This window comes from Streptomyces sp. NPDC093984, from assembly GCF_044764595.1.
Lineage (GTDB): Bacteria > Actinomycetota > Actinomycetes > Streptomycetales > Streptomycetaceae > Streptomyces > Streptomyces cynarae.
Genome location: NZ_JBIWIM010000001.1, coordinates 430,582 through 453,896, shown reverse-complemented (window position 1 = coordinate 453,896; position 23,315 = coordinate 430,582). Strand labels below are relative to the sequence as shown.

The window sequence follows — 23,315 nt, the reverse complement described above, 5'->3', positions numbered from 1 at the left end:
AAAGACGATACTTCGGAGGTCCGTGAACCGTTCAAGCCCGAACGGCTACCAGGGAGGACACAGTGACCCTGTCCCACGACCACCGAACGCGGCGCAGACGCCTGGGAGTAGGCGCCGTCGCGGCCGGACTCCTGGCCGCACTGCTCACGGCCCAACCCGCGGCCGCCACCCCCGATCCCGGAGACGTCCCCGCATCCCGCGAGGTGTCCGAGAGCACCCAGACCCAGGCGAGGAAGGCGATCGCGGACGGCGAGATACCCGGCCGGGACGAGATCGTCCACTCGGCGAACGTCCAGCACCTCGCCAACATCCCCAAGGACGCGCTCCCCGGCTTCAACACGGACCTGGCGTTCCAGGGCAGATACGCCTTCGCCGGCAACTACGACGGCTTCCGCATCTTCGACATCGCCGACCCCAAGGCCCCGAAGACGGTCGCCCAGGTGCTGTGCCCCGGCTCGCAGAACGACGTCTCCGTCTCCGGCAATCTGCTCTTCCTGTCCACCGACTCCTCGCGCAGCGACAGCAGTTGCAACAGCACCACCCAGCCCGCGACCGAGAAGTCGTCCTGGGAGGGCATGAAGGTCTTCGACATCACCGACAAGAAGAACCCCAGGTATGTCGCCGCCGTCGAGACCGCCTGCGGCTCCCACACGCACTCGCTGGTGCCGAAGCGCGACAACGTCTACATCTACGTCTCCTCGTACTCGCCGAGCAGCACGTTCCCCGACTGCCAGCCGCCGCACGACGGCATATCGGTCATCAAGGTGCCGCGCAAGGCGCCCGAGCAGGCCGCGGTGGTGAGCTTCCCGGTGCTCTTCCCCGGTGAGGGACCGGACGGCGGCGGCAACCCCGGCGCACCCACCAACCCGGGCGTCTCCAAGACCACCGGCTGCCACGACATCACCGTGCTGCCCTCCAAGGAACTCGCGGCGGGCGCCTGCATGGGCGACGGCATCCTGATGTCCATCAAGGACCCGGAGCATCCGAAGGTCATCGACCGGGTCCAGGACAACGTGAACTTCGCTTTCTGGCACTCGGCCACCTTCAACCAGAAGGCGGACAAGGTCGTCTTCACCGACGAGCTGGGCGGAGGCAGCGGGGCCACCTGCAACGCGCAGACCGGCCCGAACCGCGGCGCCGACGGCATCTACGACATCGTCGGCAAGGGCGAGAGCCGCAAGCTCGTCTTCCGCGGCTACTACAAGATCCCGCGCCACCAGGCGGACACCGAGAACTGCGTCGCCCACAACGGGTCGCTGATCCCGGTCAAGGGGCGCGACCTCATGGTCCAGGCCTGGTACCAGGGCGGCGTCTCCGTCTGGGACTTCACCGACTCCGCGCACCCCAAGGAGATCGCCTACTTCGAGCGCGGACCGCTCACCACGGACACCCTCACCGTCGGCGGCTCCTGGTCGGCGTACTACTACAACGGGTACATCTACTCGAACGACATCGCCAAGGGGTTCGACGTCCTGAAGCTGACCGACCGCCGCACCGACCCCGCACAGCGGGTCCGGCTCGACGAGCTGAACGTCCAGACCCAGCCGGACTACTTCGGCTGACCGCTGCTCTGCGGCGGGCGGTCCTCCGTCGCGAAGAACCGCGACAGATCCGCGTCGTAGGCCTCGTCGGTCCCCTCGGGGGCCGGCGGGGCACCCATCTCCCAGGCGAGGCCGTACCGCTTGAACAACTCGGCCCGCAGGACGGCAAGCGGCATGGGAACGCCCGGCACCAGTGCCGCGTAGACCGCGCCCATCAGCAGGGCCCGCAGCATCGGGTAGTCGGTCTCGGGGGCCGCCGAGCCGTGCCGTGCGACCGTGTCCCGCAGCAGCTCCGCCAGCCGCTGCTGCTCGGGGCACTGCACGAACCCCTCGGCCTGCAGGATCCCCGCCATGTGCTGCCGCATCAGCACCGGGTGGTGCACGGTCAGGCCCAGGATCGCGTCGATGGCCCGCGCCATCCGCTCCCGGCCGTCCTCCGTGCGCGGCTCGCGCTCCAGCGCCTCCTCCAGGGTGCGGTGCATCAGCCGGTGCACGGCCGACTGGAGGAGCTGCCGCTTGCCGGGGAAGTAGTACGACACCAGGCCCCGCGCGGAGCCGGCGCGGTCCGCGATGTCGCCGAGGGTGGTCGCGTCGTAGCCGCGCTCGCTGACCAGTTCGACGGCCGCGTGCAGAAGCCGCTCGCGGGAACGCCGCCGCAATTCTTCATTGACCGAGGCGCTGCGCGGCGACATCCTGGACTCCTGCGTTGACTGGCTGCCAGCCAACTATACTCAGTGCGTCCCGGGACCGCGCCTCGCAGGCCGGCCCCGGACGGCGCCTGCCCCGGGCCACACGGGGGATGGTCCAGGGCAGGCGCGCCCCTCTCCTCTCCCGCCACCGGTGTCGCACGGCCGGTGAACCCTCCCTAGAGTGGTCAGCAGTCACCGAGGAGGCGTACAGACATGGATCAGGACCAGATCCTGGGCAGGATTTCGGCCATGGTGGAGGAGGAGCGCGCTCTGCGGGAGGCGGTGTCGTCCGGCCGCATCGACAGTGCGACGGAACAGGAGCGCCTCGGCGACCTGGAACGTGCCCTGGACCAGTGCTGGGACCTGCTGCGCCAGCGCCGCGCGAAGGCCGAGTTCGGCGAGAACCCGGACGAGGCACAGGTCCGCCCGGCGTCGCAGGTCGAGGGCTACGAGAGCTGACAGCCGAGGCGCGCGCCCGGCTCAGTCGATCAGGTCCAGCACCGGACGGAGCCCGTCCGGGCGCTCGGTCACCGTGCGGTGCTCCACGAAGTGCACCGCGCAGCCCAGGTCCGCCGCGCCGCCGTCGGCGCGGCGGTCGTCGCCGACCATCAGCGTGTCCTGCGGGGCGACGCCGAGCGCGTCGCAGGCGAGCGCGAACAGCCGGGTGTCCGGCTTCTGGATGCCGTGCTCGTACGACAGCACGTACGCGTCCACATACCGGTCGACGCCGTGCTCGCGGAAGACCGGCCGCAGGTCCCAGCCGATGTTGCTGACCACGCCGACGGCCACCCCGCGCTCGCGCAGCGCGGCCAGCACCTCCACCGTGTCGGGGTAGGGCCGCCAGGCGGCGGGCGTCATATGACGGTCGTACAGCGCGTCGTGCAGCCGCGCATCCGGCAGTCCCACCCGGCGGGAGAGCCCGGTGTACGCGGCCCGGTGCGCCTCGGCGCTGCGGTCCCGCACCGCCCAGAGCGCGGCCAGGTCGTCCGGCAGTGGCCCCGCGGGGGAGGCGCCGCCCGCCAGCGCGCCCGCGGCCTCCAGCCGCCCCGCCAGCCGCAGCAACTCGCTTTCGGGCAGCGTCACGTCGGCCTCCGCGAGCACCGCGCGCAGCCACGACTGGGTCGACTCGATGCGGAAGAGGGTCCCGGAGAAGTCGAAGAGCACGCCTTTGATCGCCATGGGGCCGATCCTTCGTGACACGCCCCGCACGGTCAAGGACGCCGTTCGCGCCGGACCGGCTCTTCCTCCCCTTGGCACCACCGCTCGTACGACGCCACCGCGAGCGCGACCAGCAGGGCCCCCAGCAGCCAGCCGCCCAGCACGTCCGACGGCCAGTGGACGCCCAGCCAGACGCGCGTCAGCCCGACGCCCACGACCGAGACCACGGCCACCGTGAGCGCCGTACGCCACAACAGGCGCCCGGCGCCGAGGCGGTGCAGGAGCCACAGCAGCAGTCCGCACACCACGGTCGCCGTCATGGCGTGACCGGAGGGGAAGGCCGAGTAGTGGGCGGAGTCGACGGGATTCGGCCATACCGGGCGGGGGCGGCCGACAGCCGCCTTGAGCGCGTTCTGCGCCAGCGCCGCGAGCACGCACGTGGCCGCCACCCACAGTGCGAGCCACCACGCTCTGCGCCGCCACAGCAGCCAGACCACGGCGGCCGCGCACAGGGCGCGCATCGTCTGGGGGTCCCACACCCAGTCCGTGAGGATGCGGGCCACGTGCGTGATTCCACGGTGTTCGACCGCCCGGCGGTGCAGGCTGGTCGCGATGTCGCCGTCGAGCGTCATGAGCGGCCGCCAGGAGACGGCGACCAGCACCAGGAGCAGCACTGACGCGGCGGCGAGAGCGGCGGCGGTGAGCGCCGCGGCCCGCGGGGCCGGAGGGCGGGACGGTGAGTCGACGGGCGCGGGGTGCATACCGTGATCCTCGCCGACCAGTGCGGCCACGGGTCAAGCCCGGGCCGCCGGGCGCCTGCCGTGACTACCCGAGTGCGCGCAGCCCCGGTACGAACGCCACCAGCACCGGAATCACCGGGACCAGCGCCGCGGTCGCCGTCAGCCGCAGCCGCCGCGCCGCCGGAAGCCGGTCCGGGGGAGTGAGGAGGCGGTGCACACGCTGCGGAACATGGGCCTGCGGGGTGGGGCAGGGCCCGAACACGCCACGGTCCTCATTGAGTTCCACCAGCGCGAGCGCGGTGGTGAGGCGGCCGTGGCGGCGCGAGGCCATGTCGTCGGCGGCGAGTTCGACCAGCCGGTGCATCTCGTCGCGGAACGCGGCGAAGACGGGCACCTGGGGAAACCCGTTGGCCAGTGCGGCCGAGGAGTGCAGCAGCCAGTCGTGCCGGGCCCGCGCGTGGCCCTGCTCATGGGCGAGCACCGCTTCCAGCTGCCTGCCCTTGAGACGGCGCAACGCCGCCGTGGTGACGACCAGTTGGGGTGCCGGCCCGGGCAGCCACCAGGCGTCCGGGCGCTCTGCCTCCAGCACCACCAGTCGGTCGCCGCGCGGTTCCTCGCCGGGCAACAGCGGGGCCCGCACCAGCAGTTCGGTGCGGCTGTGCCGACGGCGCGCCCGTGCCCGGGAGACCTCCCGGACCAGCATCGCCGCGCTCCACACCCCGCCGCACGCCAGCGCCACCGCGGTCGTCGCGGCCCAGGGGCTCCCCGTGCCCAGCGCGTACGCGGCCACGACCGAGTGCGGGGCGGGGGCGAACACATGGCCCCGCACGGCCGCCCACGCGGCGGCCGCGCTCAGCGTCATCGACAGCACGCAGCACACCAGGACCGCCGCCACCACGCACTGCCACACCCACAGGGCGACCACCGGTTCGCGGTCCGCCCAGTCCGCCCGGGCGAGCAGCCGTGGAGCGAGGACGGCGGTCAGCGCGCCGAGCAGCAGCAGTGCCGCGGGGACCATCATGGGCCGAAGCCTATGAGCCGGTCGGGGGCACGGCCTACGTACTGTCGCGGCAAAGTGACGCACGCCACGGTTGCGTGGCGTCCTGTCCCACCGACGACCTGATGCCGGCTCGGCCCGGCGCCCGGGTCACAGCGTGAGGAGCATCGCCAGCATCGCGATCGCCATGGACAGGCGGCAGGCGCGCGCGAGTTCGGGCCGGTCGCCCCAGCCCCTGCCCGGCGCACCCCCGGCCGCGGCCACCGCCACCGCGGGCACCAGCCGTACTCCGGACCACAGCACATAGACCGTGAAGTAGAGCAGCAGTGTCCCGGTCAGCGGCGACACACCGCCGTGCGTGTGGGGTCCCTGCGAGGCGGCCATGGCCGCCGCCATGTAGACCATGGCGCACGCGCCGACCAGATGGTGCAGATGGTGGGTGCCGCGCCGGGCCTCCCACAGGGCCCGTACGGCCGCCCCGGCGAAGATCACGCCGTAGGTGATCCACACGGCGCGCGGCGGTACGGCGACCGCCGCGGGCACGGCCATCACCGCCATGCCGAACCCCATCAGCGCCTCGCCGCCCGCGGCCCGGCGCTGTTCCTCGACGGTGCTGCGCATCCGCAGCAGACAGTAGGCCCCGGTCGCCGCGCACAGCGCGACGAGCAGCCAGCCGGGCGAAGCCGGTCCGTGCACCGCGCACCTCCCCGCTGGACGGTCTCGGACGGTCACCGAGGGGCATGCCCGTGACGCAGGGTGCGCACGCAAGCGCACAGGGGTACAGGGGGAGCGCGGGGATCGCGCGGCAGGCCGGGCATGGTCGCTCCAAATCGTTTACGAGTAAAACACCTGCTAATCTCGTGTCCATGAGCAGTGTCACCCCCCGAACCTCCCGAGTGCGCCCCTTGCCCCTCTCCGGCCATCTGCGCCTCGGCAGGCCCTCGGAGATCTGGTTCAAACCCGCACTGAGCGTGGTCGCCGCGGTCGCCCCGCCTAACCTGACGCTGCTGGCCCTCGGCCGCCTCGACCTGGCCGTCTACACGATGGCGGGCTCGCTGTGCGCCCTGTACGCGCACAACCGCCCGTACGCGGCCCGCGCCCTGACCCTCGTCCGGGTCGTCCTCGGCATGCTCGGCGGACTCGCCGTCGCCCTGGTCGCCGCGTCGCTCACCACGAACGCCGTGGTCCTGGTGACCGTGGGCGCCCTCCTGGCGGCGGTGCAGAAGGCGCTCTGCGACGCGACCCGCATCGGGCCGCCCGGCAATGTGATCTTCACCTTCGTCAGCTCGGCGTCCCTGTTCGCCCCGCAGGCCCTGGGGCAGGTCCCCGCCCACCTCGGTCTCGCCGCCGCGGCGGGCGCCTGGTCCTGGATCGTCGGCATGGCCCCCGGCCTGCTGCGGCCGCACGGCCCCGAGCGCCGCGCCACCGCCCACGCCCTGAGCGCCGCCGCCGTGTTCGCCGAGACCGGGGCGGCCACCGCCCGGGCCGGTGCCGCGGCCGCCGTGCACACCGCCTGGCAGTCGCTGCTGTCCACCGGCTCTGCGTCTCGGCGTGCCCTGGCACGGCTCGTCGTCCGGGCCGAGGTCGCGCTCGCGGCGCCCGACGACACCGACCCCGAGCGGCTGCGTGCCTGGGCGCGCGACCTGCGCGGCACCGGGCCCGTCCCGCTCCCGGACGACCTCCGCGGGACCGCCGACGAACTCCTCGGCGTGGAGGCCGAACTCGCGAGCCCGCGGCGCCCCCTGCACCGCAGGCTCGGCCCGCTCGCCCCCATCGCCCTGCGCACCGCCCTCGGCTGCGCCCTCGCCGGATACGTCTCCCTCGCGCTCGGCGTCGGCCGCCCGTACTGGGCGCTGGTCACCGCCGCCGCGCTGTACCAGGCCAACGTCACCCTCACCTGGCGCCGAGGCATCCAGCGCGTCATCGGCAACCTCCTCGGCGTCCTCCTCTTCGCGGCCATCGCCCCGCTCGCGCACCTGAACCAGCTCGCCCTGGTGCTGTGCGGCCTGGTCTTCAACTTCGGCGCCGAGGCGCTCATCAGCCGCAACTACTGGCTCGGCAGCGTCTGCGTGACCCCGATGGCCCTGCTCATCACCGAGTTCGCCCGCCACCAGGAACCCGCCGCGCTGATGGCCGACCGGATCCTGGACACCCTCATCGGAGCGCTGGTCGGATTCGTCGCCGCGATCGTCGTCACCAACCGGCGCGCCGGCGACCGCCTCGACCACGCCCTCGCCGCCGCCGACCGCGCCCGCGAGCGCGCGGCCCTGCTCCTGGCCGCCGAGCACGCCGAACCGGGAGCCCTGGAAAGCGCACGCCGCGCCCTCGCCGCAGCCCTCGTAGAGCTGCGCGCCACGGCCGACGCCGCGGCCGGCGAGTGGTGGCAGCGCGCCCTGCCCGAGGAGCGGGTGCTGCGCGCCGAACAGGCCGGACACCGTACGCTCGCCGCGACGGTACGACGGCAGGGACTGCACACCTCGGAAGGCGCACGGACATGACGGCAGTGAACGGACCGACGACGCGGGCGCAGGGCGGCGCGGCGGGACCGGGGCCCGTCGCGGGCGACATCGTCGCCGCCGTCGTACGCCAGTGGCGGGCCGTCCGCCCCGACATCGACACCGGGCCCATGGAGATCATCGGGCGGGTCAACCGTTGCGCCGCCCTGCTCCAGCAGGCCGAGGACGCCCCGCTGCGCCGCGCCGGGCTCACCCGGCCGGAGTTCGACGTCCTCGGCACGCTGCGCCGCACGGGGCACGAGCTGACGCCCGGCGAGCTGGCCCGGGAGACCTTCTCCTCCGGGGCCGCGGTCACCAAACGGATCAAGCAGCTCGCCGAGCGCGGCCTGGTCGAGCGGCGCGGGGACTCCCGCGACCGCCGCATGGCGCATGTACATCTGACGGAGGCGGGCCGCGAGCTGGTCGACGCCGTCCTGCCCGAGCAGCTGTCGTACGAGACCGCCGTCCTGTCCGGGCTCGGCACCGGCGACCGGCGTCAACTCGCGGAATTGCTGGGCGAGTTGCTCGTCCAGCTGGAAGGCCGGCTCGGCGCACCGCGCGGCTGACGGCGCACTCGACGGCGACACCCGCAACCCCTACGGCCGGCGCTCGGCGTACGCCCCGGTCATCGACCGGGTGACGCTCACGCCGAAGTACGAGGGCTTCCGCCCGGCACTCCCCCAAGCTCTTCGAGCAGGGGGTACCCCCGGAGCACGCATCTGACGCCGCGAGGCCCGCCCTTCGGGCGAACGACGGAACTTTCGCAACACGCCCTAGCCCTCCTGACCAGCGACGTAGATGCCGAACACCGCGCCCTGCGGGTCCTTCAGGACGGCGATGCGCGGGCCGTCCGGGACCGAGGTCGGTTCCATGAGGACGCCCGCGCCCGCCTGTGTCGCGACCTGCACCGAGGCGTCCACGTCCTCCACGGCGAAGTACGGCAGCCAGTGCGACGGCACCTCGGGCGGGAACCGGTCGCCCATCGTCACCATGCCGCCGAAGTCGGCGCCGTCGAGGCCCCACTGCGTGTACTGCTCGGAAGGGTGCACGCTCCAGCCGAAGACGGTCGTGTAGAAGTCGATGCCCCGCTCCGGGACACGGGTCAGCAGCTCCACCCAGCCGAGCGAGCCCGGCGCGTTGAGCAGCCCCGCCCCGGCGAAGGCCCGCGGCTGCCACATCTGGAAGACGGCGCCACCCGGATCGCCGGCGACCGTGAAACGGCCCGCGTCGAAGACGTCCATCGGCCCCAGGAGCACCGTGCCGCCGGCAGCGCGCACCGCCTCGGCCGCCGCGTCCGCGTCGGCCACCGAGAACGTCACGTTCCATGCGACCGGCTGCGACTCCTGGAAGAGCGGGGCCAGCGCCGCGACCGCCGCGTCACCCAGATGCGCGATCGTGTAGCCGCCCGCCTCCGGCCGCGGGTCGGTCTCCGGCCGCCAGCCGAACAGCTCGGTGTAGAACCGCTTGGCGGCCTCCAGATCGCTGGTGCCCAGCTCCGTCCAGCAGGGCCCGCCGGTCACCGGCGCGTCGAGCTTCATGAGACACCTCCGGTCACTGCGGTCCCCCTGACCACGCTAAGGCCACCCCCGGCGGGGGGCATCAGGTCCCCGGCCGGTACCGCAGGGGATGGTCGGCCGGGACCTCGACGAGCACGATCTCGGTGCCGTCCGGGTCCTCGATCCACATCTCGATCAGACCCCACGGCTCCTTGACCGGCGGCCGCACGATCGCGACCCCGGCGTCGGCCAGCTCCGTGTGCGCCAAGGCCACGTCCGGTACCTGCAGCCAGAGCTTCAGAGCCGGTGAGGGCGGGGCCTCGCTGCGGCCCGCCACCTCGAGGAAGCCGCCGCCGAGGAAGTACACGACCCCGCGATCGGGCCCCGTACCGAACTCCCTGTAGACCGGGAGCCCGAGTTTCCCGCCGTAGAAGGCCCGGGACCGTTCCGGATCGGCCGGGCGCAGAAGGGTGCGGCTGCTCAGTACGTGGACCATGCATGTGGAGCCTAGTGGGCGGGTTACCCTCATCGATGCCCGCGCCGCGCCACGGAACACGGAGAAGCATCCCAATGGAGAGCCCCGCCACCGCTGACACCGCCACGACCGGTCTGGCATTCCGCGACGCCACGGAGGCCGACGTCGACGCGCTGGTCGCACTGGTCGAGTCGGCGTACCGCGGCGACTCCAGCCGGGTGGGGTGGACCACCGAGGCGGACATCCTCGAGGGCCGGCGGACCGACCAGGAGGCCGTGCTCGAGGTGATCAAGTCGCCCGACAGCCGGCTGCTGACCGTGGAACGCGACGGGGTGATCATCGCCTGCTGCCAGCTCGAGCGCCGCGGCGACCACGCCTACTTCGGCATGTTCGCGGTCAGCCCCACGCTGCAGGGCGGCGGCCTCGGCAAGGTGGTCATCGCCGAGGCGGAGCGCACGGCCCGCGAGACCTGGGGCGTCAAGGAGATGCAGATGACCGTCATCTCCGTCCGGGACGAGCTCATCGCCTGGTACGAGCGGCGCGGTTACCGCCGTACGGGACGGATGAGCCCCTTCCCGTACGGCGACGAGCGCTTCGGCATCCCCCAGCGCGACGACCTCCAGTTCGAGCTGCTGGTCAAGCCGCTGGTGTGACCGTGTGCGTGCAGGTCACGCCGTGAAGCGGCCGGTGCGCCTGATCTCCGGATAGTCGGTGGTCGCGCCGTCCAGCTCGAGCGCGCGGACGAGCCGCAGATGCTCCGGGGTGTTGACGACCCAGCCGATGATCTTCAGGCCCGCCTCGCGCGCGTGCTCGACGACCTCCAGGGTCAGCCGGCGGATGTTGAGGCACACGGTCGCCGCGCCGGCCTGCACGGCCCGCTCCACGACGTCGGTGCCGTGGCGGTCGGCGATCAGCGCCGTGCGGACGCCCGGTACGAGCCGGGCGATCTCCCTGACCGCCTCGTCGTGGAACGAGGACACCTCCACCCGGCCGACCAGGTCCCGGCGGTGCATCACCTCGGCCAGTGCCTGTGCCGCCGCCACGTCCTTGATCTCCGCCTGGATCGGTGTCCTCACCGCGTCCAGGACCTCCTCGAAGACGGGGACCCGCTCACCACGGCCCGCGTCGAGCGCGCTCAACTCGGCGAGGGTCTTCTCCACGATCGGCCCCGTACCGTCGGTCGTACGGTCCACCTGGTCATCGTGCATGACCACCAGAGCGCCGTCCTTGCTCAGATGCAGATCCAGCTCGATCTGATCGAGGCCCGCGCGTTCGGCGGCGACGAAGGACCGGAGGGTGTTCTCGGGTTCGACACCCATCACTCCGCGGTGACCGATGGTGAGGAAGTTCAAGGTCGGCTCGCTTCCGTCGACGGCGGCTCGGGCAGCCGCGCGGCGCTCCCGGACGGCGCGGCTCGGCCGCAGCCTAATGGCCCGGCCGCGCCCCCGAACCCGACCGTGCCGGGGCCCGGGGTGCACGGAGCGGCGCGAAACCGGACCGAGCGGCCGGTCGGGTGTCACCCCGGGGTGGGCGCGTCTCGCCCGTGTTGACCGCCCTGCACCCCCAGGCCCGATGGCCGGAAGTCGCCTCTCTGCCCCGCGGGCGGGGGCCGAACAAGCGTTCAGCGGAAGTCGTCGCCTGTGTCGTGCAGCACAGGAAAATGAACGGTGAAGGCCTGGTCCGACAGGATAATTTGTCGACTGCCCTCTTGCTGGGAGAAACCCCGTATGCATACGGTGTGCTTACGCGAGGTTCTCCCGTGAAGGATGGGTCATGACGGAAATTCTTGTGCAGGTGGTTTCGGAGGAGCGGGTTCCTCCGCAGGACAGGGTGGTGGACCACCCCGCTTGGCCCGTGCTCAAGGATGCCGTGGAGCAGATCCGGCCATGGCAGGCCAAGGACGGTTCGATCGACTTCGACGCCGAGGACGCACCGGAGCGTGCGGAGGCGGAGGCCGCCGTGGGCCGTGCGGCGCAGGCCGTGGAGGAGCTCTCCCCGCTGCTGCCGCACGACGCCGCCTACCACGAGGCGCTCGTGAAGGACCTGCGCCGGTGGGCCGGCGAGGGCTTCCAGGTGCCCGACTTCCTGGACTCGCTGCTGGCCTTCCAGCCTGCCGCCAGGCGCGAGGACGGCCTCCAGCACCTGGTCGTCTTCCCGATGTACACGCAGAACGGCAACCCGAACCGCAACCTCGAAGCGGTCGTGCTGCGCATGGTCTGGCCCGACTGGCTGGCCGAGCTGGAGCGCACCCGCTACGACAACCCGCTGTTCTGCGGCATCAAGTTCGAGGACTTCACGGCGGGCTACGACACCAACTCCGCCGTCCTGTTCCCGGAGACCATCGCCGTGCGCGAGGCGCCGGAGCGGTTCTCCTGGGGCGGTATCTTCTGTGACCGCGAGGCCGCCCGCTTCCGCCGCGTGACCGCGGCCGCCGTCGACATCCTGGGCCTTCAGCTGCCCGAGGACATCGCCGCGATGGTCCACGACCAGAAGCGCTGCGAAGAGGCCTTCGTGCTCTGGGACATGGTCCACGACCGCACCCACAGCCACGGCGACCTGCCGTTCGACCCGTTCATGATCAAGCAGCGCCAGCCGTTCTGGATGTACGGCCTCGAGGAGCTGCGCTGTGACCTCACCGCCTTCAAGGAGGCCGTGAAGCTGCAGGCCGACGGTGTGCCGCAGGCCCGGGACGTGCAGTACGCGGTGCTGTTCGACCGTATGTTCCGCTTCCCGGTCACCGGCGAGCGCGTGCGCAACTACGACGGCCTCGGCGGGCAGCTGCTCTTCGCCTACCTGCACAAGCACGACGTCGTCCGCTGGACCGACAACAAGCTGTCGATCGACTGGGAGCGCGCCCCGCAGGTCACCAACCAGCTGTGCGCAGAGATCGAGAAGCTGTACAAGGACGGCATCGACCGCCCCAAGCTCGTGCACTGGTTCGCCGGATACGAGCTGGTCTCCACCTACCTCGCGCCGCACCCGGGCTCCAAGTGGGCCAAGGGCCCCGATGCCCTCGATCTGACGCAGCCGCCGCGTAAGCTCGTGGACGACGTGCTTCCGGACGAGTTTCCGCTGAGCATGTTCTATGAGGCGTTGCAGAAGAAGCTCAAGAACGTGATCGCCTCGACCAAGGGCATCACGGCTCAGGCGGCCGGGCGGGTCGCCGCGTGAGCGCCCTTGGAACCGGTAAGGCCGCTCGGCAGGAGGCGAAGATGCGGAACGGGAACGGGCCACTGGCCGGTGCGGTGATCGCGGTGGCCGGCGCGGGCGGACCGGCCGGCCGGGCGGCGCTGCTCCGGCTCGCCGAGGCGGGGGCCACCGTCGTCGGCTCGGACAACGACCCGGAGCGGCTCGCGGAAGCCGTGGACGCGGCCCGCTACGCGTACGGCGGCGCCACCGTCACCGGGGACACGGTGGACCTGCTCGACCTGCAGTCCACCCGTGACTGGGCCGCCCATGTCGAGAAGGACTTCGGCCGGGTCGACGGTGTGGTGCACCTCGTCGGCGGCTGGCGCGGCAGCGAGACCTTCACCAGGACCAAGCTCGACGACTGGGACCTGCTCGAACTGCTGCTCATCCGCACCGTGCAGCACACCTCGCTCGCCTTCTTCGACGCCCTGCAGCGCAGCGACCGCGGCCGGTACGTCCTGATCAGCGCCGCGGGCGCGAGCAAGCCCACCGCGGGCAACGCCTCCTACGCCGCCGCGAAGGCCGCCGCGGAGGCCTGGACGCTCGCCATGGCCGACGCCTTCAACAAGGCGAAGGGCGAGGGCGAGCTGACGTCGGCGGCTGCCATCCTGGTGGTGAAGGCGCTGGTGCACGACGCGATGCGCGCCGAACGCCCCAACGCGAAGTTCGCGGGCTTCACCGACGTCAAGGACCTGGCCGAGGCCATCGCCGGCGTCTGGGAGAAGCCCGCCACCGAAGTGAACGGAACCCGTCTGTGGCTGACCGAGAAGCCGTGAACCCTCCCAGGACCGACGCGCGCCGTCATCACGACCCGGAGGTCCGCGGTTTCGCCAGCGACAACTATGCCGGGGCCCACCCGGAGGTGCTCGCCGCCCTGGCTCTGGCCAACGGCGGGCACCAGGTCGCGTACGGCGAGGACGCGTACACCGAGAACCTCCAGCGGATCATCCGCAGCCACTTCGGTGCCACGGCCGAGGCCTTCCCGGTCTTCAACGGCACCGGCGCCAACGTCGTCGCGCTCCAAGCGGTCACCGACCGCTGGGGCGCGGTGATCTGCGCGGAGTCCGCCCACATCAACGTCGACGAATGCGGGGCGCCGGAGCGCGTGGGCGGCCTCAAGCTGCTCACCGTGCCGACCCCGGACGGCAAGCTCACCCCCGAGCTGATCGACCGGCAGGCGTACGGCTGGGAGGACGAGCACCGTGCGATGCCGCAGGTCGTCTCGATCACCCAGAGCACCGAACTGGGCACCCTCTACACGCCCGACGAGATCCGCGCGATCTGCGAGCACGCCCACGCGCACGGTATGAAGGTGCACCTGGACGGTTCCCGCATAGCCAACGCGGCCGCCTCCCTGGACGTGCCGATGCGCACGTTCACCAACGCGGTCGGAGTGGACATCCTGTCCCTGGGCGGGACGAAGAACGGCGCGCTGTTCGGCGAAGCCGTCGTCGTCATCAACCAGGACGCGGTCAGCCACATGAAGCATCTGCGCAAGCTGTCCATGCAGCTCGCCTCCAAGATGCGCTTCGTCTCAGTGCAGTTGGAGGCCCTGCTCGCCAAGGACCTCTGGCTGCGCAACGCCCGCCACGCCAACGAGATGGCCCAGCGCCTCGCCGAGGGTGTGCGCGCGGTCCACGGAGTGGAGATCCTCCACCCGGTCCAGGCCAACGCCGTCTTCGCGCGCCTGCCGCACGACGTGAGCGAGCGCCTGCAGAAGCGCTTCCGCTTCTACTTCTGGAACGAGGCGGCGGGCGACGTGCGCTGGATGTGCTCGTTCGACACGACCGAGGACGACGTGGACCGGTTCGTGGCGGCCCTCAAGGAGGAGATGGCGCGCTAGCCGCCGCACAGACACGCCGGCCCGCTGATTGCATAGTTATGCGGGCACTCGAAAAGTCATTGACTCTCGAGTGACCGCATTCCTATGCTCTGCGGGCATGGAGCTGATCCAGGAAACGCCCGACCTGTCCGCGTACTTGGCCGCCGACGAGGTCATCGACCATGACCATCCGCTGGTGCGGGAAACCGTCGCGCGCCTTGCGAAGGACGTCCAGAATTCGTATGCCTATGCGCGAGCGGCCTACGAATACGTCCGCGACGCCATTCCGCACTCCGCCGACAGCGGTGACCTGCGAGTCACCTGGCGGGCCTCCGACGTGCTGGAGCAGCGCACCGGCATCTGCTACGCCAAGGCCCACGCCCTGGCGGCGCTGCTGCGTGCCGAGGACATTCCGACGGCCCTGTGCTACCAGCGGCTGGCGCACGACGACGGCGGCGGTCATGCCGTGCACGGTCTGGTCGCCGTGCGGTTCAACGGCGCCTGGCATCGTCAGGACCCCCGCGGCAACAAACCGGGCGTCGACGCCCGGTTCTCCCTCGACGGTGAGCGCCTCGCCTGGATCCCCGACGCAAAGTCCAGCGAGGTGGACTATTCAGTCCTGTATGCTGCACCTCACCCGGCGGTGGTGAGGGCCCTCAAGGCCGCACCCGACCGGCCGACCCTCTGGAAGACCCTCCCCACCGCGCTCTGAGGCAGGCGATGACTCCCACCCTGACCGTGTCCGACGAGGTGCGCGCCCTCGCGCCCGGCTTCACCCATGTCGCGATCGAAGCCCACGGTCTCGTGAGCGGGCCCAGCACCGAGGCCACGTCCGCCCTGCTCGACGACGCCGCCCGCCGGCTCGCCGCCCGCCTGGACGGACGCGCCCCGCACGAGGAGCCGCACATGGCGGCCTGGCGTGCGGTGTACACGGCCTTCGGCGCCAAGCCGTCCCGCACCCGCAACTCCGCCGAGGCGCTCGCCAAGCGGGCCCTGTCGGACGCCGGCCTGCCCAGGATCAACGTGCTCGTCGACATCTACAACGCCATCAGCGTCGCCCATCTCATCCCGGTCGGCGGCGAGGACCTCGACCGCATCCAGGGCGCCATGCGCCTCGTACGGGCCGCGGGGCACGAGGAGTTCGTGACCGTCTCGGCGGGCGAGGAGACCGTGGAACACCCGGACGCCGGCGAGGTGGTCTGGCGCGACGAGGCCGGCGTGACCTGCCGCCGCTGGAACTGGCGCCAGGGTCCGCGCACCCGGCTCACCGAGGAGTCCACCTCGGCGCTCTTCCTGCTGGAGAGCCTGGACCCGATGCCGGTGGCCGACGTCGAGCAGGCCGGTGCCGAACTCGCGGAACTGCTGGAGAAGTTCAGCCCCGGGGCGAGGATCACCGTCCACGCCCCTGCCTGACGGGCCTCAGTGCGCCTCGGCGGCGCGCAGCGCCTCGGGGGTGGGCGCGGTGCCACCGAGATGGGCCGGCATCCACCAGGCGTCCTCCTGGCCCTTGGGCCGGCCCGGATAGGCGCGCTGCGCGGCCTCCAGCAACTCCTGGACCCGCTCGCGCAGCTGACGGGTCAGGACGCCCGCATATGTCTCGCGGGGGGCCTCGATCGCCTCGCCGACCCGGATCGTGATCGGGGTGTGGCTGCGCTTGAAGTTGCGCGGGTGGCCCTTGGTCCACAGCCGCTGGGTGCCCCACAGGGCCATCGGGACCAGCGGGACACCCGCCTCCTGGGCCAGGCGCACCGCACCGGACTTGAAGCTCTTCAGGGTGAACGACTCGGAGATGGTCGCCTCCGGAAAGACGCCCACGACCTCGCCCGACCTCAGCGAGTCCAGCGCGTGCGCGTACGCCGCCTCGCCCTGCTTGCGGTCCACCGGGATGTGCTTCATGGCGCGCATCAGCGGGCCGGAGATGCGGTGCCGGAAGACGGACTCCTTGGCCATGAAGCGCACCAGGCGCTTCTGCGGCAGCGCGGCCAGGCCGTTGAAGATGAAGTCCAGATAGCTGATGTGGTTGCTCACCAGCACCGCACCGCCGGAGCGGGGGATGTTCTCCGAGCCCTCGCAGTCGATCTTCAGGTCCCACGCCTTGAACATCGTGCGGGCGAGACCGATGACGGGACGGTAGACGAGCTCAGCCATGGATGGGGACGGACCCTTCTCTCTGCCTGGGAAGGGACTCCCAGCGGAAGTTACGCAGCCGTAGGTTTACGGCTTGCCGCAGATCGTGCCTGAAGAACGGACGCGGGGCCAGTCCTGGTGCCCGTGTACGGCGAGATCCTCGTCACGTCAGCCGTTCGCACCACCTGGCCTGATGCCCCGTCAGTCCGTGCGGACCGCCGCACGCCGCATGAGCAGGTACGCCTCGCACCCCAGGCAGTACCCGAACGCGGCGTTGAGGAATGCGGCGGCGAGCGCCGCCCCGGTGGCCGCCAGCCCCAGCCACCGCGGCCCCGCGGTGTAGCCGACCAGCCCGACGACGGCGAAGACGAGCCCGACAGCCTGGGCGAACTGCGGCGGCTGCGGCGCCTCGAACTCCGTCGGCGGCCCGAGCCGCGGGCGTACGACCCTCCGGAACAGCCATCCGTACGGTGAGCGCGTCACGCCCCCGGCCGCGCCCAGTGCGAAGGCCAGCAACTGCCAGGCCAACAGCCAGGCGCTGCCGGTGACCAGGACCACGGCCAGCACAACGGTCGTCACGGCCGCCCCGAAGCGCGGTCCCCTTACGTCGATGTCCATGATTCAAGCATTCCGCATATGAATCGGATCGGGGAGCCGGGAATCTTTGCGGTCTGGTGAACGCTGGAGCAGAAGATGACGGGACTTGTGGTGTGCGTGGCCGTGCTCGCGCTGGCGAGCGCGTACGGAGTGCTGCACCGGCGACGGAGCGGGAGAGTGAGAGTGCGCGGGCGGGACGAGGGAAAGCGGCTCGGCGCGGCCGAGTTGGGCCAGGGGCTCGGCGAGCGGGCGACGCTCGTCCAGTTCTCCAGCGCCTTCTGCGCTCCCTGCCGGGCCACGCGCCGGGTCCTCGGCGAGGTTGCCGACATGGTTCCGGGCGTGACCCACATCGAGATCGACGCCGAGGCGCATCTCGACCTCGTGCGCGAACTCGACATCCTCAAGACGCCCACCGTCCTGATCCTCGACGCCGACGGCCGGGTCGTGCGGCGAGCCACCGGCCAGCCTCGCAAGGCCGACGTCATCGCGGCGCTGGGGGAGGCGGTTTGACGGTTGTGTCCACGACGGTGACGTGCCTCCCGGATGCCGGGACGCACTTGACTGCGCGTACCACCTATCGTCAGCCTGACCGTATGCCCCCGGAACTCCTTCTCTTCGAGCGTGTCCACGTGGATCTGGCCCACACCGCGAGTGCGTGCTGTCCGGCGTGTTGAGCACCCACGGACCCCAGGTCACCTCTCCCAGAAGGAGCACCGCATGAGGGCCACGCCCGACCTCGTCACCCATCGGCTCGCCTCCCCGGACCTGCTCCGCTCCGTCTTCCGGCGGCACGCGGCCGGAGTCGCCGTGATCACCGCCCAGGGCGGCGGCAGGCCGGTCGGCTTCACCGCCACCTCCCTCACCTCCGTCTCCGCCGAGCCCCCGCTCGTCTCCTTCGGCATCGGTGTGGGCTCCTCCAGCTGGCCCGTCGTCTCGGAGGCCGAGCACGTCGGCGTGCACATACTCGGCGAGCACCAGGAGGACCTGGCCGGCACCTTCGCCACGAGCGGCGCCGACCGGTTCGGGGCACCGACCAGCTGGCGCGAGGGCCCGGAGGGGGTGCCCCTTCTGGACGACGTCCTCGCCTGGCTGGTGTGCCGCGTGGTGGCCCGGGTGCCCGCCGGGGACCATCGCGTCGTCCTCGCCGAGGTCGTCCTCGGTGATCCCTCGGGTGCCGGACGCCCCCTCCTGTACCACCAGGGCCGGTTCAACGGCCTCCGTGACTGAGTCGCTTCAGCGGCCTCCGTCCCTGAGTCGTCACCCGGCCGGTTACACAGCGTTGTCAAGGTCACAGTTCAAAGCGCTTGCTTAGCGGGCATCCACTCGATGTACTGGCAAGTAATATTTCGTTCGGAGCGCGGGGTCGCCCCGACCGGGATCGGCCGCTTCAGGCGCCTATGCTGCCTGCAAGAAGGCAGCCCAGAAATGACGATGCAGTAGGAGAGCCGGCGTGAGCTTGAGGATCGTTGTCACTGTGAAGTACGTGCCCGACGCCACTGGCGACCGGCACTTCGCCGATGACCTGACCGTCGACCGGGACGACGTGGACGGTCTGCTCTCCGAGCTCGACGAGTACGCGGTCGAGCAGGCGCTGCAGATCGCGGAGAACGCGGACGACGCCGAGGTCACCGTCCTGACGGTCGGCCCGGAGGACGCCAAGGACGCGCTGCGCAAGGCGCTGTCGATGGGCGCCGACAAGGCGATCCACGTGGAGGACGACGACCTGCACGGCACGGACGCCATCGGCACCTCGCTGGTGCTGGCCAAGGCGATCGAGAAGGCCGGCTACGACCTGGTGATCTCCGGCATGGCCTCCACCGACGGCACCATGGGTGTCGTGCCCGCGCTGCTGGCCGAGCGTCTGGGCGTCCCGCAGGTGACCCTGCTGTCCGAGGTCTCCGTCGAGGACGGCACGGTCAAGGGCCGCCGGGACGGCGACGCCGCCTCCGAGCAGCTTCAGGCGTCTCTTCCGGCTGTCGTGTCGGTGACCGACCAGTCGGGCGAGGCCCGCTACCCGTCCTTCAAGGGCATCATGGCGGCCAAGAAGAAGCCGGTGGAGTCCTGGGACCTGTCCGACCTGGAGATCGACGCCGAGGAGGTCGGTCTCGAAGGTGCCTACACCACGGTCGAGACCGCGGCCGCGCGCCCGGCGCGCACCGCGGGCACGATCGTCAAGGACGAGGGCGAGGGCGGCAAGCAGCTCGCTGAGTTCCTCGCGAGCCAGAAGTTCATCTAAGGGATCGACTCCCTTACCGTCCCTCAGACTTCGCAATCCGCAAGGAGATCCGTTCCCATGGCTGAAGTTCTCGTCTACGTCGACCACGTGGACGGTGCCGTCCGCAAGCCCACGCTGGAGCTGCTGACCCTGGCCCGCCGTATCGGCGAGCCGGTCGCCGTCGCCCTCGGCTCCGGTGCCGAGAACACCGCCGCCGCGCTCGCCGAGCACGGCGCGGTCAAGGTCCTCACCCACGACGCCTCCGAGTACGCCGAGTACCTGGTCGTGCCGAAGGTGGACGCCCTGCAGGCCGCCTACGAGCAGGTGTCCCCGGCCGCCGTGCTGGTCCCGTCCTCCGCGGAGGGCAAGGAGATCGCCGCGCGTCTGGCGCTGCGCATCGGCTCGGGCATCATCACCGACGCCGTCGACCTCGAGGCCGGTGAGGCGGGCCCGGTGGCCACCCAGTCGGTGTTCGCCGCGTCCTTCACCACCAAGTCCCGTGTCAGCAAGGGCACCCCGGTCATCACGGTGAAGCCGAACTCGGCCGCCGTGGAGGCCGCCCCGGCCGCGGGCACGGTCGGGGCGCTGAACGTCACCTTCTCCGAGAAGGCGACCGGCACGAAGATCACCGGCCGTACGCCGCGTGAGTCGACGGGCCGTCCGGAGCTGACCGAGGCCGCGATCGTGGTCTCCGGTGGCCGCGGTGTGGGCGGTGCGGAGAACTTCGCGCTCATCGAGACCCTCGCCGACTCCCTGGGCGCGGCCGTCGGCGCGTCGCGTGCCGCGGTGGACGCGGGCTGGTACCCGCACACCAACCAGGTCGGCCAGACCGGCAAGAGCGTGTCCCCGCAGCTGTACATCGCCACCGGCATCTCCGGCGCGATCCAGCACCGCGCCGGTATGCAGACCTCGAAGACCATCGTGGCGATCAACAAGGACGCCGAGGCCCCGATCTTCGACCTGGTCGACTACGGCGTCGTCGGCGACCTGTTCGAGGTCGTCCCGCAGCTCACCGAGCAGATCAAGGCCCGCAAGGGCTGAGCGACTCCAGGGCTGGGAGGCCCCCGCGTCCGCAGGTGCGGTCCGCGGGGGCCTTCGTTCGTCCCAGGGGCCTGCTGGTGGAGGGGTGGTTCGTGCACCAGACGGTGTTGACCGGCGGCAAGAGCCATGGATAGCTTCGCTCTACGGATTGTTGATTCCGCGCAGTGGAAAGCGGGAGGGGTGTGGGATGGGCCAGGGCCGGCAGGAGCGGGTGTCGACGAGCATCGCGGGTGTCGTCCGCGAGGAGATCAGTGCCTCCCTCGCCCCGGTGGACGCCGAGTTGGCCCGCCGCTACCCGGGCGACCCCGGCACCCGCCAGCCCGTCCACACGGTCTACGTCCCCGGTGACGTCTTCGCCGCCGACACCGTGCGCTCCTGGGGCGACCGGGCCCTCGCCGCCCTCGACGAACACGCCCCGGACGCCGCCTCGTTCGCCTCGGTCCTCGGTCTCGGCGACGAACTCGCCGAGCCGGTCCACGACCGCGTCCGCGCGAAACTCGAGCGCGAGCCGATCGAAGACCTGCGCGTCGACTTCGAGGACGGCTACGGGCCGCGCCCCGACGCCGAGGAGGACCAGGCGGCCGCCCGCGCGGCACGGCTGATGGCTCAGGCGTACCGGGAGGGCACGGCCGCCCCGTACATGGGCATCCGTATGAAGTGCATGGAGGCACCGGTGCGCGACCGGGGCATCCGCACGCTCGACATCTTCCTCACCGGCCTGATGGAGGCCGGCGGGCTGCCGGACGGGCTCGTGCTGACACTGCCCAAGGTGACGTACCCGGAGCAGGTCACCGCCATGGTGCGGCTGCTGGAGGCGTTCGAGAAGGCGCACGGGCTCGACGCGGGGCGCCTCGGCTTCGAGATCCAGATCGAGACCAGCCAGGCCGTCCTCGCCGCCGACGGCACCGCCACCGTCGCCCGCATGATCCACGCCGCCGAGGGCCGCGCCACCGGACTGCACTACGGCACCTTCGACTACAGCGCCTGCCTCGGCGTGTCCGCCGCCCACCAGGCGAGCGACCACCCGGCCGCCGACCACGCCAAGGCGGTCATGCAGGTCGCGGCGGCGGGCACCGGCGTCCGCCTGTCGGACGGCTCCACGAACGTCCTGCCCGTCGGCCCCACCGAGCGGGTACACGACGCCTGGCGGCTGCACTACGGGCTCACCCGACGGGCGCTGGCCCGCGCCTACTACCAGGGCTGGGACATGCATCCGGGCCACCTTCCCACCCGGTACGCGGCCGTCTTCGCCTTCTACCGGGAGGGCTTCCAGCAGGCCGCGGCACGTCTCGCCCGCTACGCCGATCGCACCGCCGGCGACGTCCTGGACGAACCGGCCACGGCGAAGGCGCTGAGCGGTTATCTGCTGCGGGGGCTGGACTGCGGCGCTCTGGACACGGGAGAGGTCACGCGGGCCACCGGCCTGACCCGGGCCGACCTGGAGGGCTTCGCGGCACCGAGGCGAGGGGACCTCACGGCCTTGGCGCAGTGACGGGCGTCGTGGCTTCGGCAGTGGCGTGCGGGCGCGGCCTCGGGCGTGACCTCAGTCGGCGGGCGGCAGTTCGCCCGAGCCCCTGGTGATCAGCCGGGTGGGAAGCTCGATGCGCTCCGGGGTGATGAGCGTGCCGTCGAGCTGGCGGAACAGGCGCTCGGCGGCCGTGCTGCCGAGGGCGGCGGCGTCCTGGGCGACGACCGTGACGCCGGGCTGGAGCAGGTCGGCCAGCTCGATGTCGTCGAAGCCGACCAGGGCGACCGGACGGCTGTGTGCGGCCAGGACACGGATGACGGTGACGGTCACGCGGTTGTTGCCCGCGAAGATCGCGGTGACGGGGGCAGGCCCTTCGAGCATCGCCTCGGCGGCCCGGCGCACCCGCTCGGGATCGGTGACGCCCAGGGACATCCAGGAGTCCTCGACGGGTATGCCCGCGTCCTCCATGGCGGCCCGGTAGCCGCGCAGCCGCTCGGCCGCGGTGTGGATGCGCGGCATGTCGCCGATGAAGCCGATCCGGCGATGGCCGTGCGCGATGAGGTGGGCGACTCCGTCCCGGGCGCCGCCGAAGCTGTCGGACAGCACCACGTCGGCGTCGATCCTCCCGGCGGGTCGGTCCACGAACACCGTGGCGACGCCCGCCTTGATCTCCGGCTCCAGATAGCGGTGGTCGTCACCCGCCGGGATGATGACCAGTCCGTCCACACGGCGCGCGCACAGCGCCAGCACCAGCTCCTGCTCCCGGTCCGGGTCCTCCGCGCTGGAGCCGTTGATCAGCAGGGCCCCGTGCGCCCGGGCGACCTCCTCGACGGCGCGGCTCAGCGGCCCGTAGAAGGGGTCCGCGAGGTCCTCCAGGACCAGGCCTATGCTCGCGGTGCGGCCCTTGCGCAGCACCCGCGCGCTGTCGTTGCGCCGGAATCCCAGCGCCTCTATCGCCTCCTGGACCCGGCGCTCGGTGTCCGGGGTGACCCCTGGCTCGCCGTTGACCACACGCGACACCGTCTTCAGACCCACCCCTGCGCGTGCCGCGACGTCCTTCATGGTCGGACGGGTGCCGTAGCGGGTCCCGGCGTGGGAGTCTGCGGGGCGGCCGGTGCGGCGGGCGGTCTCGGGCACGATGCGCTGTCCTGTCTGTCGTCCACGGAAGATGCCTCGGTCCCGGGCACTACCGGGATTCCATGGAGTTGTATGAGGATGTGGCGTCGAGCATAGAGCCTGGACAACGTTGTCAGATGCGGGAGAGA

26 protein-coding genes are annotated in these 23,315 nt (G+C 71.5%); 15 read left to right on the top strand and 11 right to left on the bottom strand.

The annotated features are described in order from the left end of the window. Nucleotides 1–62: 62 nt before the first annotated feature. The gene (locus ACIRC0_RS02135; RefSeq protein WP_403610026.1) at nt 63–1,562 is read left to right on the top strand and encodes an LVIVD repeat-containing protein; all 1,500 of its coding nucleotides are present in this window, start codon (nt 63–65) and stop codon (nt 1,560–1,562) included. Here ACIRC0_RS02135 and ACIRC0_RS02130 read toward each other — a convergent pair. Beyond that, nucleotides 1,550–2,233 (bottom strand): TetR/AcrR family transcriptional regulator, encoded by a 684-nt coding sequence (locus tag ACIRC0_RS02130; protein WP_403610024.1) that lies wholly within the window; start codon nt 2,231–2,233, stop codon nt 1,550–1,552. The genes ACIRC0_RS02135 and ACIRC0_RS02130 overlap by 13 nt on opposite strands. Nucleotides 2,234–2,443: 210 nt before the next feature. Here ACIRC0_RS02130 and ACIRC0_RS02125 point away from each other — a divergent pair, with 210 nt between their 5' ends. Beyond that, on the top strand, nt 2,444–2,689 hold the full coding sequence (locus ACIRC0_RS02125) for a DUF2630 family protein (protein ID WP_366026709.1): 246 nt from the start codon (nt 2,444–2,446) through the stop codon (nt 2,687–2,689). Between the two features lie 21 nt (nt 2,690–2,710). Here the strand turns inward: ACIRC0_RS02125 and ACIRC0_RS02120 are convergent, their stop codons facing one another. From ACIRC0_RS02120 to ACIRC0_RS02105, 4 genes are all read right to left on the bottom strand, one after another. Then, nucleotides 2,711–3,409 (bottom strand): HAD family hydrolase, encoded by a 699-nt coding sequence (locus ACIRC0_RS02120; protein ID WP_403610021.1) that lies wholly within the window; start codon nt 3,407–3,409, stop codon nt 2,711–2,713. A 32-nt stretch (nt 3,410–3,441) separates the two neighbouring features. After that, nucleotides 3,442–4,149, bottom strand: coding sequence for a phosphatase PAP2 family protein (locus ACIRC0_RS02115; protein ID WP_403610018.1), 708 nt, complete (start codon nt 4,147–4,149; stop codon nt 3,442–3,444). A 64-nt stretch (nt 4,150–4,213) separates the two neighbouring features. Next, complete coding sequence (locus tag ACIRC0_RS02110) at nt 4,214–5,149, bottom strand: M56 family metallopeptidase (RefSeq protein ID WP_403610016.1); 936 nt, start codon at nt 5,147–5,149, stop codon at nt 4,214–4,216. A gap of 126 nt (nt 5,150–5,275) precedes the next feature. Further along, complete coding sequence (locus ACIRC0_RS02105; protein ID WP_403610014.1) at nt 5,276–5,821, bottom strand: DUF5134 domain-containing protein; 546 nt, start codon at nt 5,819–5,821, stop codon at nt 5,276–5,278. 170 nt (nt 5,822–5,991) lie between these two features. Here ACIRC0_RS02105 and ACIRC0_RS02100 point away from each other — a divergent pair, with 170 nt between their 5' ends. Continuing rightward, on the top strand, nt 5,992–7,623 hold the full coding sequence (locus ACIRC0_RS02100; RefSeq protein WP_403610012.1) for an FUSC family protein: 1,632 nt from the start codon (nt 5,992–5,994) through the stop codon (nt 7,621–7,623). Next, on the top strand, nt 7,620–8,186 hold the full coding sequence (locus ACIRC0_RS02095) for a MarR family winged helix-turn-helix transcriptional regulator (protein ID WP_403610009.1): 567 nt from the start codon (nt 7,620–7,622) through the stop codon (nt 8,184–8,186). The genes ACIRC0_RS02100 and ACIRC0_RS02095 overlap by 4 nt, the downstream gene beginning before the upstream one ends. A gap of 207 nt (nt 8,187–8,393) precedes the next feature. On the opposite strand, the gene ACIRC0_RS02090 is transcribed toward ACIRC0_RS02095, so the two are convergent. Beyond that, complete coding sequence (locus ACIRC0_RS02090) at nt 8,394–9,158, bottom strand: VOC family protein (protein WP_403610006.1); 765 nt, start codon at nt 9,156–9,158, stop codon at nt 8,394–8,396. Nucleotides 9,159–9,219: 61 nt separating this feature from the next. Next, nucleotides 9,220–9,612 (bottom strand): VOC family protein, encoded by a 393-nt coding sequence (locus ACIRC0_RS02085; protein ID WP_403610003.1) that lies wholly within the window; start codon nt 9,610–9,612, stop codon nt 9,220–9,222. 74 nt (nt 9,613–9,686) lie between these two features. Here ACIRC0_RS02085 and ACIRC0_RS02080 point away from each other — a divergent pair, with 74 nt between their 5' ends. After that, the gene (locus ACIRC0_RS02080; protein ID WP_403610000.1) at nt 9,687–10,244 is read left to right on the top strand and encodes a GNAT family N-acetyltransferase; all 558 of its coding nucleotides are present in this window, start codon (nt 9,687–9,689) and stop codon (nt 10,242–10,244) included. A gap of 15 nt (nt 10,245–10,259) precedes the next feature. Here the strand turns inward: ACIRC0_RS02080 and ACIRC0_RS02075 are convergent, their stop codons facing one another. Then, nucleotides 10,260–10,943: a glycerophosphodiester phosphodiesterase gene (locus ACIRC0_RS02075; RefSeq protein ID WP_403609996.1), complete on the bottom strand. Its 684-nt coding sequence runs from the start codon at nt 10,941–10,943 to the stop codon at nt 10,260–10,262. A gap of 421 nt (nt 10,944–11,364) precedes the next feature. Here ACIRC0_RS02075 and ACIRC0_RS02070 point away from each other — a divergent pair, with 421 nt between their 5' ends. From ACIRC0_RS02070 to ACIRC0_RS02050, 5 genes are all read left to right on the top strand, one after another. After that, the gene (locus tag ACIRC0_RS02070) at nt 11,365–12,762 is read left to right on the top strand and encodes a DUF6421 family protein (RefSeq protein ID WP_403609993.1); all 1,398 of its coding nucleotides are present in this window, start codon (nt 11,365–11,367) and stop codon (nt 12,760–12,762) included. A 41-nt stretch (nt 12,763–12,803) separates the two neighbouring features. Beyond that, nucleotides 12,804–13,556 carry an SDR family NAD(P)-dependent oxidoreductase gene (locus ACIRC0_RS02065; protein WP_403609991.1) on the top strand — a complete coding sequence of 251 codons (753 nt, stop codon included), beginning with the start codon at nt 12,804–12,806 and terminating at the stop codon, nt 13,554–13,556. Then, entirely contained in the window at nt 13,553–14,623 is a 1,071-nt protein-coding gene (locus ACIRC0_RS02060; RefSeq protein ID WP_403609989.1) for a threonine aldolase family protein, read from the top strand. The genes ACIRC0_RS02065 and ACIRC0_RS02060 overlap by 4 nt, the downstream gene beginning before the upstream one ends. Before the next feature lie 97 nt (nt 14,624–14,720). Continuing rightward, the gene (locus ACIRC0_RS02055; RefSeq protein ID WP_403609987.1) at nt 14,721–15,314 is read left to right on the top strand and encodes a transglutaminase domain-containing protein; all 594 of its coding nucleotides are present in this window, start codon (nt 14,721–14,723) and stop codon (nt 15,312–15,314) included. Between the two features lie 8 nt (nt 15,315–15,322). Continuing rightward, nucleotides 15,323–16,015 (top strand): B3/4 domain-containing protein, encoded by a 693-nt coding sequence (locus tag ACIRC0_RS02050; protein ID WP_403609984.1) that lies wholly within the window; start codon nt 15,323–15,325, stop codon nt 16,013–16,015. A gap of 6 nt (nt 16,016–16,021) precedes the next feature. Here ACIRC0_RS02050 and ACIRC0_RS02045 read toward each other — a convergent pair whose 3' ends face one another. Beyond that, the gene (locus ACIRC0_RS02045) at nt 16,022–16,750 is read right to left on the bottom strand and encodes a lysophospholipid acyltransferase family protein (RefSeq protein ID WP_403609982.1); all 729 of its coding nucleotides are present in this window, start codon (nt 16,748–16,750) and stop codon (nt 16,022–16,024) included. 180 nt (nt 16,751–16,930) lie between these two features. Further along, complete coding sequence (locus tag ACIRC0_RS02040; RefSeq protein ID WP_403609979.1) at nt 16,931–17,347, bottom strand: DUF4395 domain-containing protein; 417 nt, start codon at nt 17,345–17,347, stop codon at nt 16,931–16,933. 75 nt (nt 17,348–17,422) lie between these two features. Here ACIRC0_RS02040 and ACIRC0_RS02035 point away from each other — a divergent pair, with 75 nt between their 5' ends. The 5 genes from ACIRC0_RS02035 to ACIRC0_RS02015 all read left to right on the top strand — a co-directional run bounded on the left by ACIRC0_RS02035 (nt 17,423) and on the right by ACIRC0_RS02015 (nt 22,074). Next, complete coding sequence (locus tag ACIRC0_RS02035) at nt 17,423–17,836, top strand: thioredoxin family protein (RefSeq protein ID WP_403609977.1); 414 nt, start codon at nt 17,423–17,425, stop codon at nt 17,834–17,836. A gap of 207 nt (nt 17,837–18,043) precedes the next feature. After that, a complete protein-coding gene (locus ACIRC0_RS02030) occupies nt 18,044–18,553 on the top strand; it encodes a flavin reductase family protein (protein WP_366026727.1) in 510 nt (169 codons plus the stop codon). 223 nt (nt 18,554–18,776) lie between these two features. After that, entirely contained in the window at nt 18,777–19,562 is a 786-nt protein-coding gene (locus ACIRC0_RS02025; RefSeq protein WP_403609975.1) for an electron transfer flavoprotein subunit beta/FixA family protein, read from the top strand. Between the two features lie 57 nt (nt 19,563–19,619). Further along, nucleotides 19,620–20,582 carry an electron transfer flavoprotein subunit alpha/FixB family protein gene (locus tag ACIRC0_RS02020; RefSeq protein WP_403609973.1) on the top strand — a complete coding sequence of 321 codons (963 nt, stop codon included), beginning with the start codon at nt 19,620–19,622 and terminating at the stop codon, nt 20,580–20,582. 187 nt (nt 20,583–20,769) lie between these two features. Further along, a complete protein-coding gene (locus tag ACIRC0_RS02015; protein ID WP_403609970.1) occupies nt 20,770–22,074 on the top strand; it encodes a DUF6986 family protein in 1,305 nt (434 codons plus the stop codon). 51 nt (nt 22,075–22,125) lie between these two features. Here the strand turns inward: ACIRC0_RS02015 and ACIRC0_RS02010 are convergent, their stop codons facing one another. After that, nucleotides 22,126–23,187, bottom strand: coding sequence for a LacI family DNA-binding transcriptional regulator (locus ACIRC0_RS02010; protein WP_403609968.1), 1,062 nt, complete (start codon nt 23,185–23,187; stop codon nt 22,126–22,128). Nucleotides 23,188–23,315: the final 128 nt, after the last annotated feature.